The following is an 11,383-nucleotide window of genomic DNA, read 5'->3' as shown; positions in this document are numbered from 1 at the left end:
ACTATGAGCTGCTTCGTACAAACCCTCGCCACCCCTCCCTCCACTTTAAGCGCATTGGCAACCCAGCACTATGAGACCCAGCTCGAAGGATTGGGCAATGAGTTCCTGTTGGAGGCTGTACTCGTCGAGCTTCCATCTCTTGGCGAGAAATTGGATCCGACTCATCGCCGTCTTCCATTGCAGCGCTTCCCGCATGCGCTCATCTTTCGCCGCGATGCAGACATCATTCGTGTCGTTGCTGTTGCACATCGCAGGCGCAGGCCACGTTACTGGTCTCCACGAGTTCAGGAGCGCTAGCACCGGAACATGAGCGGATGGAACCGATTCTGGTACGGAGATCCGCACCCGCTGCCAGCGAAGAAAGCTGCAGCAGCTGTCATTGGAACTCTGGTAGTCGCGTGTTGGTTCGGACTACGGCTTGAGTTCATGGTGAGCGAGCAATGGTTGCCTTGGGGGACGAGCATTGCTTTGACGGTGTCGCTACTGATCACTCCTTGGTTCAGTCGCTTGTGTGCAGACATGACCGGAGCCGATCTCACTGAGCGTGCCGTTCGCATCCCGTTCCACCTTTCGGCCTTCGCCGCCGCATCCTTTGTATCCTGCACGCTGATAGTGTTTGCGTTCCCGGGCATGAGCACAAAATGGACCGGTACGAAGGTGTATGCGCACGCACAGCTGCGGAAGGAGAGACACTTCGGGCGTCGCGAATGCGACTTCCAGATTCGTGGCGAATACATCAAACGGCAACCTGCCGGATACATCTGCATTTCGGGCGCAGAGTTCGAAGCTCTGCCGGAGCATGGGGTCATGCGGGTCCGGGAGAAGCGCTCGATCTTTGGTGTCTATGCTGAAGGTGTCATGCCAGAGAGTGCCAACAAACGCGTGCGGTCTCCGCGCGAAATGCGTGCGCCTGACGCGTAAGGTTGCGTTTCGAGAAGAGCCGATGGCTATCTTTGAGAATTCCGCAGTTGCCGAAGTGTTCCTGGCGGGCAATACGCGATGTACTTCCAGTCCAGTGCCTGTCCGCGAACTGAGAATCCGCATCGCAATAACGTTGACGTATCATCTGGCGAAGAAAAGCGCTCGAAGGGAGGCATCAACATCAAAGTACAGCAAGCCGGTCAACCCGATCACGCGCGATCCAGATTGACTGCGTCGTCGGCATCCGAAAGGTCTTGAATATGGCAGCAGGTAAGAAAGTTAAGTATGGCAACCATATGGCGGACGTTAGCCCCGCCGCCGGCGTTCGTGGTGTGCTGTGCAAATCCTTTGATGGTCGCTACTTTTTCCGGGTCTACGCCCAAGACCATTCATTCATTGACTACACAGTCCGGCACAACGATCTACAGGTCACAATTGCAGAAGATGAGCTGGCCTCTTTTTACCGCGTCGGAGACGAGCACATCCTTGACCACAATCCTGGCGTTCTCGGCCTGGAAAGTGCTGAGACCGCGCCAGCAAACACGCCGCGTGAGCCGTAGCGCCGGACATGGAAGAGGAAGGAAGTGCAATGGAATGGAATGCTTTGGTTCCCGAACTGGTTGTCGCCAGCTACGCAGCATCAAAGGCCTTCTACCTCGATGTTTTCGGTTTCTCTCTGCGTTTCGAGCGGGCCGAGAACAATTTTGGGTATTTCGACCTGGGTGGCGCGCAGATAATGCTGCTGCAGGATATCGATCTTCCCGTCTATCGAATGCAGCGCTCAGGTCCAAAAGGCAAAGGGCTGCACTTTCAGGTCGAGGTGCCGTCGATTTCCGGGATCCTGGAGAGGCTGGATAGGGCTTCGGTGCCGTTGGCAGCACCAGTCGTCGAATCCTGGTATCGACAGGAGGCCATCCTGCACGGCCAGAGAGAGTTTTTTGTCTCCGATCCGGACGGTTATCTGTTCCGGTTCTACGAGTACCTCGGTGAGCGCAGTGTGCCCAACAGATCCGTGAGCAATGGCGTTGGGGGCGAAGACGTACACGTGTCTTTCTGTTGATCAGCCACTTCATGGAACAACGATGAACGAAAGCCATTCCGGCGCCTGTCTTTGCGGCCAGGTTCGCTATGAATTCGAAGGGGAAGTCGAACGCTTCTTCCTGTGCCATTGCGAGTACTGCCGCAAGGACACAGGTTCGGCTCACGCGGCGAACCTGTTCGTTTCTGCGGGGAAGCTGAAGTGGCTGACAGGTCGCGAGAAGGTGACGGAGTTCAGGCTGCCGTCCACGCGGCATGCGAGAAGTTTCTGCTCGATCTGCGGTTCGGCGCTTCCCCACCAGTCATCGAGCGGGGATCTGCTGGTAGTGCCGGCCGGCAGCCTGGATAGCCGTATCGACCTCCGGCCGAATGCTCACATTTTCGTATCGAGCCGGGCACCCTGGGACAGTGCGCTGGAGGCACTGCCCGCGTTCGAGACGTTCCCGTCGTAATCCGACGCTGGATCTATCGGGTGACGCGGGACGAAAGCAGTCCGTCCCGGCAATGATCACCCTGCCGCCTTCTCCGGCAGCGCCACCGAAAACTCCAGCACTTCCTGGCCGTCTTCCTTCTCGACGCTGATCTGCACCGCTTCGGGATCGACGTTCACGTATTTGCGGATGACTTCCATCACCTCACGGCGCAGCAGCGGCAGGTAGTCGGGCGCGTTACGCGAGCTGCGCTCCTGCGCGACGATGATGCGCAGGCGTTCCTTGGCCAGGCTGGCGGTGGGCTGCGAGCGGCGGAAAAAGGCTAGCAGTCCCATTTCAACCTCCGAACATGCGGGCGAAGAAGCCCTTCTTCGGTTCTTCGAGGAAGCGCAGCGGCAGGGTCTCGCCGAGCAGGCGCGCGACTGAGTCTTCGTACGCCATCGAGGCATCGCTCTCGGCGTTGAGGATGACGGGGTTGCCGGCGTTCGAGGCGGAGAGAACATCGGGCGATTCGGGAATCACGCCGATCACGTCGAGGCCGAGGATTTCCTTCACGTCCTCGACGCTCATCATCTCGCCGGTGGCGACGCGCCGCGGGCTGTAGCGGGTCAGGAGCAGGTGTTCCTGCACTTTCGTATCGCCCTTTTCCGCGTGCGCCGTCTTGCTGGCGAGCAGGCCGAGGATGCGGTCGGAGTCGCGCACCGAGGACACTTCCGGATTCACCACGACCACGGCGCGATCGGCGAAGTACATCGCAAGGTGCGCACCCTTTTCGATACCGGCAGGGGAATCGCAGAGGATGTAGTCGAAGCCGTCGGCGATCAGCTCGTCGAGTACCTTGCGCACGCCTTCGGCGGTCAGCGCATCCTTGTCGCGGGTCTGCGAGGCGGCAAGGACGAAGAGCGTGTCGAGCCGCTTGTCCTTGATGAGCGCCTGCTTGAGGGTGCAATCGCCCTGGATGACGTTGACGAAGTCGTACACGACCCGCCGTTCGCAGCCCATGATCAGGTCGAGGTTGCGCAGGCCGATGTCGAAGTCGATGACGGCGACTTTCTTGCCGCGCTTCGCCAGCCCGCACGCGAGGCTGGCGGATGTCGTCGTCTTGCCGACGCCTCCCTTGCCGGAGGTGACAACGATGATCTCAGTCAAAGCTCGGATCTCCTGAAAAGTGATTTTCGAGAAAAGATTTCACACGGAGTTCCTTCTTCCTGTGGGGCCGGCTTCAGCCGGCCTTCCGAAGATGTCAGGCTGAAGCCTGACCTGCAGTCGGAGAGTGAAATCCGATTCTTCATTCAGCCACCGATCCGCGCAAAACGCAGATCGTCGCCATCCAGCCACGCCTGCACGGGTTTGCCGCGCAGTTCGGGCGGGATGGTTTCGAAAACACGGAACACGCCGGCGATCGAGACCAGCTCGGCCTGGAATTCCTGGCAGAACACGCGCGCGGTGACTTCGCCGCGGGCGCCGGCCATCGCGCGGCCGCGCAACGTGCCGTAGATATGTACACAACCGTCGGCCATCACTTCGGCGCCGGCGCCGACGACCGTTGTCACGACCAGGTCGCGGTTGCGCGCATACACCCGCTGACCTGAGCGAACCGGTTGATGCTGCATCAGGGCGGGCATTGCGGGTTCGGCCAAGGGGGGGTGAGCCGCCGGTGGAGTCGGCGCAGCAGCTGGAACGGCGGGGGCGATCGATGCAACGCCCGCGGGTCGCTGCGACATCGGCGTCTTGCTCAGGGCGCGAAACTGGGTGAGGACCGGCAGATTGAGCGTTCGGGCCAGAGAGTTGATGGCCTCGGTGCCGTCGAAGGCGACGCCGATCGGCAACAGGCCGATCTTGCGGACGGTGTCGAACAGTTCGCGCGCCAGGGCTTCGTCGGGCTGGGTTTCCAGCGCGCTCAGATCCAGGCAGGCGGCGGCGCGTTCGAACAGCTGCGGGGCGGCGGCGATGCGCGCCGACAGTTCATCGTGGATCGCCTTGCTGTCGCTGCTGCGCAAGCGCAGCTGTACCAGGCCGACCTGCCCGAAACGGACTTCACACGCAGTATCAAGTGCGCTGGATACGGCTTTGTTGTTCAAGAATCGATTTTCTCGGCTTCGTTCGACGAGGTTCACGCGCAGAAGCAGCGGTACTCGAGGCGCGCGGGGAGTGTAGCGTTTCATCGCGCGATTCGCTGCTGTCTTGTCCTGTGGAGCGGCCTTGCCTCCGGCTGTAGGTCAGGCTTCAGCCTGACATCTTCGGAAGGCCGGCTGAAGCCGGCCCCACAGGGGAAGAAAGGCGGATTCACATCGACGTCGCGCCATTGCGCTATAACGCCCGGGATGCAACCGTGTCGGAAAAACCATGCAGCGATCCGGCGCGCCGGAGCGTGTGCAGTCTTCCTGTCGATGGTCTGTGGAGATCCGGTCATGGCTGATTCCCTGCGATGGCGGACGCTCGATGGTGCTGCTCCGATCGTCATCGCGCATCGCGGCGCGTCGGGTTATCGGCCCGAACACACGCTGGCGTCCTACCGGCTGGCGATCGAGCTGGGTGCGGATTTCATCGAGCCCGACCTGGTCGCCACGCGCGACGGTCATCTGATCGCACGGCACGAGCCGATGCTGGATGACACCACCGACGTCGCCGCACATCCGGAATTTTCCGCCCGGCGCACGACGCGCGTCGTCGATGGCAAGTCGATCACCGCGTTCTTCGCCAGCGATTTCGCGCTGGGGGAAATCAAGATCCTGCGGGCGCGGCAGGCGAATCCCGCGCGCTCGAAGGATTACGACGGGCAGTTCGAGATTCCGACGTTCGAGGAAATCCTCACCCTTGCCGTGAACGAATCCGCCCGGCGCGGACGCACGATCGGCGTCTATCCGGAAACCAAACATCCAGCCTTCCATCGGGCACTGCAGCTGCCGCTCGAAGAGCCGCTGCTGGAAGCATTGCGCCGGCACGGGCTCGACCGGCCGAACGGCCCGGTGTTCATCCAGTCGTTCGAGAGCGCCAACCTGCAATACCTGCGCTCGCGGACGGCGCTGCCGCTGGTGCAACTGCTGGACGATGGCGCGCTGCTGTATGACGAGACGGGTACGCGGGTGATCGGCGTGAACATCCCGCAGTACGACGATCCACGCGGAGGCACGCCGCCGCGACAGCTCCGCGACATCGCCGGGTACGCGAATGCCATCGGGCCGTGGAAGCGTCAGATCCTGCGCGATGTGCAGGCGGCTCAGTTGCTCGAGACGGACGTCATCGGTCAGGCGCATGCCGTCGGGTTGAAGGTCCACACCTATACCTTCCGCAATGAGCCGGCGACCCTGGCACCGCAGTATGCGAACGAGGTGCTGCGCGAGTACCGGCAGTTCTATGAGCTGGGTGTCGACGGGGTGTTTTCGGATTTTCCGGATACGGCGCTGAGTGCGCGGGAAGCACCCCCACCCTAACCCTCCCCCGCTGCGCGGAGGAGGGGATCAGAGCGGAGGAGGGCAGGGTGGGGGTCTTCACAGCGCCACGTCCGCAAAGATCTCCGCCCACCGCTCGACCCAGCAGCACACATGCGAGAACCCGTCGAACTGCCGCTGCTGCGCGGCCGGATAGCGGGCGAAGTAGCGCGCCGTCGTCGCAGCAGGAACGACAGCATCGTCCGCGCCCTGCAGATGCACTTCCCGCCACGCGTGATCGTGTCCGCTCGCGGCCGGATTCAGCGAACCGGTCAGCGGCAGATAGCCGTGATATTGCGCCCACGCGTCGATGTCGAGATTCGCGGCGATGGTGACGACGGCCGCGACGTTCCCGAGTCGTTCCGCCGCCAGTGTCGCGAGCACGCCGCCGCCGCTGTAGCCGATGAGCACGATCTCCCGCGGCGGCCTCGCCGCTGAAAACTGCCCGATGGCGGCGACCAGACTATCGACCACCGCGGTCGAATAGCGCTCGCTGGTCCACACCGCTGCCTCGCATGCCGGATCCTTCAGTTCCTGGTAGCAAGGCCGGCTCACGTAGATGCCCGGTGCCGGCGTGCGAGCCAGCAGCTGCAGCGCGAGCGGCTTGCGGGTCGTCGGATCGGCGGCCGGCTGCAGACCGCTCGAACCCCAGGGCCGGCCATCGCCATCGAAGTACACGACCAGCCGCTGCGCAGCGGCGTCGCCGTGCGCGAGCGCATTGGCATAAACGACGTGCCGGAAATCGCGGCCGGCGACCACCGAGCGCGACAGACCCGCCGCTTCGGCCTGGGCATCGATGCGCTGCGAGCTGGACGCGCAGCCCTGCAGTGCCAGCAGCAGAATGAGGCCGCAATGTCGGTAGCGCATCGCGCAATTGCGGGGTTCGCGGTGGTCGATGTCAACTTCCGCCACCGCCGCCGGGTAAATTGCTGCACCGTGCTTGCACTTCTGGTCATGGGCGCGGACCGCGCAGTGCTGTTAAACAGCTGTGCGATTCGGTATCGCTGAACTCGTACCCACGGAGGGTCCTGCATGAGAGTCCGTCGTCCGCGTTCCTCAGCGCTGCGTCGCTTCATCGCGCCGGTCCCGGTGCTGGCGGCACTCTACGGTCCCGCCTGGGCCGGGCCGCCGGCGATCACCGGCCAGCCCGTCGTGGGACAGATCCCCGACTTCGACGGGCCGCTGGTCGTCAATCTGCGCCAGCAGGGCGTGATCTCCGGCAGCGGTCCATTGCAGGTGCAGGTCTCGCCGGAGGTCATCGTCAACGGCCAGCCGACCAGCGTGCTGCAGGCAAGCGTGGTGCCGAACACCGCGCCCGGAGCTGTCTGCATCCAGATCGACAACCTGGATTTCGGCGGCAGCAGCACCGACAACTTCGCCATCGACATCACGCTGCTGAATCTCGGCCAGCAAAGCGCCGGGCCGCAACGGGTCACGATCACCAACACGGCCGGCCCGGTGGTCGATCCGCAGGATCCCGCCTGCAACGATCCGAATACGACGCCGGTCGCCAATGCCGGTATCGACCAGACGATCGCAGACACCAATGGCGAACCCGGCGAGCCGGTGGTGCTGAACGCTTCGGCCACCACGGATGCCGATCCCGACAATCTGCTGACCTACGTCTGGACCGATGCGTCCGGCGCGCGGCTCGCCGACGGCGTCAATCCGACGATCAATCTCCCCGACGGGACTCACGTCGTCACGCTCACCGTGACGGACGACTCCTTCGACCCGCAGACCAACACCGCGACCGATACCGTCACGATCACCGTGGCTGCACCGGTGGTGAATGCGGGGCCCGTCGCCAATGCAGGCGGCGACCGCACCGTCGCCGACACCGATGGCCAGCCTGGCGAAAACGTCACGCTGGACGGTTCGGCTTCGACCGACAGCGACGGCAGGATCACTGCGTACGAGTGGTTCCGCGACACCGGGGACGGCGAACAGTCGCTCGGCACGGGCGCCACGCTCAGCACGCCATTGCCGGACGGCGCGAATGCCATTCGCCTGCAGGTGACCGACGACGGCGGCGCCGTGTCCTCGACCTCGATCATCGTCACCGTCACTGCGCCGCTTCCGAATGCCGCGCCGACGGCGAATGCCGGTCCGGATCAATCCATTGCCGATTCGGATGCGCAGCCCGGCGAACTGGTGCAGCTCGATGGTTCTGCATCGACGGACACCGACGGCACGATCGTCGCGTACGACTGGTTCCTGCAGACTTCGGATGGCGAACAGGCACTCGGCAGCGGCGCCACGCTGAGCGTGCGGATTCCGGACGGCACGAACGTCGTGCGACTGCAGGTCACCGATGCCGCGGGCGCTGTGAGTTCGGACACCGTGCAGATCACTGTCGCCGCGCCGCCCGAGCGGACGGTGCTGTCCGAGTTGCCCAACCTGACGCCGAATCAGCAGAAGATGGCGACGCAGCTCGATCGCATCTGTGCGCAGCTCGACCAGTCCGAAAGCACGCTCACGCCGGAACAGCAGGAACTACTCGTCCGCTGCAACGGCCTGCTGTTCAACAACAGCGCCGAGAACCAGCAGGACGCGCTCGATGAACTGAACGGCGAAGACTTCGCCGTCGCACGCACGCAGACGCTGCTGTTCGCGACGCAGCAGTACACGGGCATCATGGATCGACTCATGGCGCTGCGTGGCGGCGCGAAGGGCCTGAGCCTCGCCGGACTCAACGTCATCGTCGACGGCAAGCCAGTGCCGCTTGCCAGCATCGAGAAGATGCTGCGCGATCTGCTGGGCGGCGGCGCCAGCGCCGATGACGCAGAACCCGGCGGCCTGCTGAGCGATCGCTGGGGACTGTGGGTTCGCGGCAACTACAGCTTCGGCGACAAGGAGGCGTCGGCCGCGAGTCCGAGCTTCGACGCGGAACAATGGTCACTGCTCGCCGGCATCGACTATCGCCTCACGGACAACGCCGTGCTCGGCGGCTCGATCTCCTACGGCAGCGCCACGATCGATTTCAATCCGTCCGGCGAAGGCACGCTCGATACCGAATCGTGGGCGGCATCGATCTACGGTTCGATGTACGCGGCGAAGAACTTCTACTTCGACGCGATCGTCAACGTCGCCCCGTCGAGCTTCGATGCGCGACGCAACATCACGTACGTCGACGGCACCGGCCTGGTCACGGCCGACGCCCATGGCGACACCGACGGCATGACCGTGAGCGCCGGCCTGTCCGGCGGCTACGATTTCCTGCTGGGCGGCTTCACGCTCTCGCCCAACATCGGCGTGTTCTACATCGACGCGACCATCGACGGTTTCACCGAGGACGGCGCCGGCGGTCTCGACCTCATGTACGACGAACAGAAATTCAAATCGCTCACCGCGAATGCCGGCCTGCGCATGACGTACGCGTGGAAAACCTCGTGGGGTGTCGTGCTGCCGCAGATCCGCGCCGATTTCGTCCGCGAGTTCGAAGACGACGTGAACGTGTTCGGCGTGCGCTTCGCCGCGGACCCGGAAGCCGGCGCCGCTCCGCCGATCCTGGTCGAAACCGACAACCCCGATACCTCGTACTGGCGCTTCGCCGGCGGCCTCTCGGCCCAGTTCCGCTACGGCATCTCCGGTTATGTCGAGTACCAGCGACTGGAAAGCTTCCAGTACATCAACTTCGAGGACGTGGCGATCGGGCTGCGGGTGCAGCACAGTTTCTAGGCGATTTCACGCAGAGAGCTGTTCTTCTGTGGGGCCGGCTTCAGCCGGCCTTCTGCACTTCAAGAGGCCGGCTGAAGCCGGCCCCACAGGAAGAGGATGATCGTTCTGGTCTCTGTGCTCTCCGTGTGAAATTCAGACATCCGTCACACGCAAGCATTGAAACTGCCGGCCGATCGGCGTCGAATACCGGCACATCAACGACGACGCAGCCAGCGAGGCTTCGATGAATTCGCGATCCCTGCCGAATGTCCTGTTGCGCGCGGCGCTCACGCTGGCGCCGGCGTTTCTGATCGTCGCCTCCGCAGCCACACCTTCCGACAAGGCCGCGGCCACGAAGGGCATGGTGAAGCGTTCGGATCTGGAGATCGTCGACTGCCTGTTGCCGGGGCAGGTGCGTCAGCTCGGCAATTCGACCTATCTCACCCAGCGCCGGCCGATCCGCACCACCACGGCGGAGTGTTCGATCCGCGGCGGCGAATACGTCGCCTACGATCGCGCCGATCTCAAGTCGGCGCTGCGCATCTGGATGGACACGGCGCAGACGGGCGATCCCGAAGCGATGACCAACGTCGGCGAAATCTACGAGCGCGGCATGGGCGTCGAACCGAACTATGCCGAAGCGGCGACCTGGTATCAGAAGGCGGCCGACAAGGGTTACTCGCGCGCCATCTTCAACCTCGGCACGCTCTACGAGCAGGGACTCGGCGTGCCGCAGGATCAGCTCAAGGCGCTCAATCTGTATCGCCAGGCCTCGGGCCTGTCGGAAGACAGCCTCATCTACACCTCGGCCGCGCAGCGCGAACAGGATGAACTGCGCAAGGAACTGGAAACGGCGATCGGTGAGCGCGATACGCAGCTCAGTCTGTTGCAGAAGCAGCTGCAGGATCTGCAGAAGGAACTCGCCAAGCGACCCGTCGCGCAGCAGACCAGTGACAGCAAGGAAGTCGAAGCCCTCAAGAAGTGGATCGCACAGCTCGAAGCCGAAAAGCAGAAGAGCGCCGAACGCCTCGCGGGCATCCCGACCACGCGCTCGCCGCAGACCAGGGCGCAGCTCACGCAGCTGCCCGCGGTGGCCGACGAACGCACGCTCGCCGGCATGAAGTTCGGGCGCTACTACGCCATCGTCATCGGCAACCAGAACTACCAGGCCATCGAAAGCCTGCAGACGCCGAAGCACGACGTGCAGCGCGCCGCGCGCGTCCTCGCCGACAAGTACGGCTTCAACGTGCAGATCCTCGAAGACGCTGACGACATCCAGATGCTGAAGGCGCTCAACGATCTCAATGCCGTGCTGAAGCCCGAAGACAACCTGCTCATCTACTACGCTGGCCATGGCGAACGCCTCGCCAGCGGCAAATCACAGACCGGCTACTGGCTGCCGGTCAACGCCGACGCGCCGCCCAAGGACACGTTCTGGGTACCGAACGAACAGATCACCGGACACCTGAGCCGCCTGCCGGCCAAACGCGTCCTCGTCGTCGCCGACTCCTGTTACGCCGGCCTGCTCTCGACCGATCCCAGCTACCTGTTCATGAACGACAAGGTCAGCTATTCGAAGGACTACGTCGCCTACAAGCTGCCGAAGCGCTCGCGCCTGCTGCTTACTTCGGGCGGCGATGCACCGGTGCTGGATGAGGGCGGCGGTCAGAACTCGGTGTTCGCCCGCGCCTTCATCGACGAACTCGAAGCGAACACCGGCATTCTTTCCAGCCCGGAACTCTTCAACCGCCTGAGCAAACGCGTCCAGGTCGCGGCGCAGAGCAACAAGTTCGTGCAGAAGCCCGAGTTCAAGTCGATCAAGGGAGCGGGGCACGAGGTGGGCGACTTCTTCTTCGTGCCGAGAAGCAAAGGGTGAGACAAGAAGAATTTCCACGGGGGGAA

The 11,383-nt window shown here is 63.2% G+C and carries 11 protein-coding genes and 1 pseudogene; 8 read left to right on the top strand and 4 right to left on the bottom strand.

Translation table 11 applies throughout. From position 1 onward, the window contains the following. From V7D81_RS08390 to V7D81_RS08370, 5 genes and pseudogenes are all read left to right on the top strand, one after another. Window positions 1–297: pseudogene (locus V7D81_RS08390) on the top strand (hypothetical protein); the annotation flags it as partial. Between the two features lie 9 nt (window positions 298–306). Beyond that, on the top strand, window positions 307–921 hold the full coding sequence (locus tag V7D81_RS08385; RefSeq protein ID WP_324315701.1) for a hypothetical protein: 615 nt from the start codon (window positions 307–309) through the stop codon (window positions 919–921). Window positions 922–1,175: 254 nt separating this feature from the next. After that, the gene (locus tag V7D81_RS08380; protein WP_324315700.1) at window positions 1,176–1,481 is read left to right on the top strand and encodes a hypothetical protein; all 306 of its coding nucleotides are present in this window, start codon (window positions 1,176–1,178) and stop codon (window positions 1,479–1,481) included. Between the two features lie 29 nt (window positions 1,482–1,510). Further along, window positions 1,511–1,981 (top strand): VOC family protein, encoded by a 471-nt coding sequence (locus tag V7D81_RS08375; RefSeq protein ID WP_324315699.1) that lies wholly within the window; start codon window positions 1,511–1,513, stop codon window positions 1,979–1,981. A gap of 22 nt (window positions 1,982–2,003) precedes the next feature. Next, window positions 2,004–2,411, top strand: coding sequence for a GFA family protein (locus V7D81_RS08370; protein ID WP_324315698.1), 408 nt, complete (start codon window positions 2,004–2,006; stop codon window positions 2,409–2,411). Window positions 2,412–2,467: 56 nt separating this feature from the next. Here the strand turns inward: V7D81_RS08370 and minE are convergent, their stop codons facing one another. From minE to minC, 3 genes are all read right to left on the bottom strand, one after another. After that, entirely contained in the window at window positions 2,468–2,725 is a 258-nt protein-coding gene (minE, locus tag V7D81_RS08365) for a cell division topological specificity factor MinE (RefSeq protein WP_324315697.1), read from the bottom strand. Window position 2,726: 1 nt separating this feature from the next. Then, window positions 2,727–3,539 carry a septum site-determining protein MinD gene (gene minD / locus V7D81_RS08360; protein ID WP_324315696.1) on the bottom strand — a complete coding sequence of 271 codons (813 nt, stop codon included), beginning with the start codon at window positions 3,537–3,539 and terminating at the stop codon, window positions 2,727–2,729. A 143-nt stretch (window positions 3,540–3,682) separates the two neighbouring features. Beyond that, window positions 3,683–4,555, bottom strand: coding sequence for a septum site-determining protein MinC (gene minC, locus V7D81_RS08355; protein ID WP_324315695.1), 873 nt, complete (start codon window positions 4,553–4,555; stop codon window positions 3,683–3,685). Between the two features lie 246 nt (window positions 4,556–4,801). Here minC and V7D81_RS08350 point away from each other — a divergent pair, with 246 nt between their 5' ends. Continuing rightward, window positions 4,802–5,824 (top strand): glycerophosphodiester phosphodiesterase, encoded by a 1,023-nt coding sequence (locus tag V7D81_RS08350; protein WP_324315694.1) that lies wholly within the window; start codon window positions 4,802–4,804, stop codon window positions 5,822–5,824. A 57-nt stretch (window positions 5,825–5,881) separates the two neighbouring features. Here the strand turns inward: V7D81_RS08350 and V7D81_RS08345 are convergent, their stop codons facing one another. After that, complete coding sequence (locus tag V7D81_RS08345) at window positions 5,882–6,688, bottom strand: lipase family protein (protein WP_324315693.1); 807 nt, start codon at window positions 6,686–6,688, stop codon at window positions 5,882–5,884. Window positions 6,689–6,853: 165 nt separating this feature from the next. Between V7D81_RS08345 and V7D81_RS08340 the strand changes: the two genes are divergently transcribed. Next, a complete protein-coding gene (locus V7D81_RS08340) occupies window positions 6,854–9,502 on the top strand; it encodes an autotransporter domain-containing protein (RefSeq protein WP_324315692.1) in 2,649 nt (882 codons plus the stop codon). Between the two features lie 223 nt (window positions 9,503–9,725). Then, the gene (locus tag V7D81_RS08335) at window positions 9,726–11,357 is read left to right on the top strand and encodes a caspase family protein (RefSeq protein WP_324315691.1); all 1,632 of its coding nucleotides are present in this window, start codon (window positions 9,726–9,728) and stop codon (window positions 11,355–11,357) included. Window positions 11,358–11,383 lie beyond the last annotated feature (26 nt).

The sequence above is a fragment of the Povalibacter sp. genome (genome assembly GCF_036735925.1).
Lineage (GTDB): Bacteria > Pseudomonadota > Gammaproteobacteria > Steroidobacterales > Steroidobacteraceae > Steroidobacter.
The sequence above is the reverse complement of the archived record's forward strand: the minus strand, read 5'-3'. Positions and strand labels throughout refer to the sequence as shown.

Bases quoted from the DNA above. Each gene is read 5' to 3' on its own strand.
- V7D81_RS08385 (WP_324315701.1), top strand. From the start codon at position 307: ATGAGCGGATGGAACCGATTCTGGTACGGAGATCCGCACCCGCTGCCA.
- V7D81_RS08375 (WP_324315699.1), top strand. From the start codon at position 1,511: ATGGAATGGAATGCTTTGGTTCCCGAACTGGTTGTCGCCAGCTACGCA.
- V7D81_RS08370 (WP_324315698.1), top strand. From the start codon at position 2,004: ATGAACGAAAGCCATTCCGGCGCCTGTCTTTGCGGCCAGGTTCGCTAT.
- minE (WP_324315697.1), bottom strand. From the start codon at position 2,725: ATGGGACTGCTAGCCTTTTTCCGCCGCTCGCAGCCCACCGCCAGCCTG.
- minC (WP_324315695.1), bottom strand. From the start codon at position 4,555: ATGAAACGCTACACTCCCCGCGCGCCTCGAGTACCGCTGCTTCTGCGC.
- V7D81_RS08350 (WP_324315694.1), top strand. From the start codon at position 4,802: ATGGCTGATTCCCTGCGATGGCGGACGCTCGATGGTGCTGCTCCGATC.
- V7D81_RS08345 (WP_324315693.1), bottom strand. From the start codon at position 6,688: ATGCGCTACCGACATTGCGGCCTCATTCTGCTGCTGGCACTGCAGGGC.
- V7D81_RS08340 (WP_324315692.1), top strand. From the start codon at position 6,854: ATGAGAGTCCGTCGTCCGCGTTCCTCAGCGCTGCGTCGCTTCATCGCG.
- V7D81_RS08335 (WP_324315691.1), top strand. From the start codon at position 9,726: ATGAATTCGCGATCCCTGCCGAATGTCCTGTTGCGCGCGGCGCTCACG.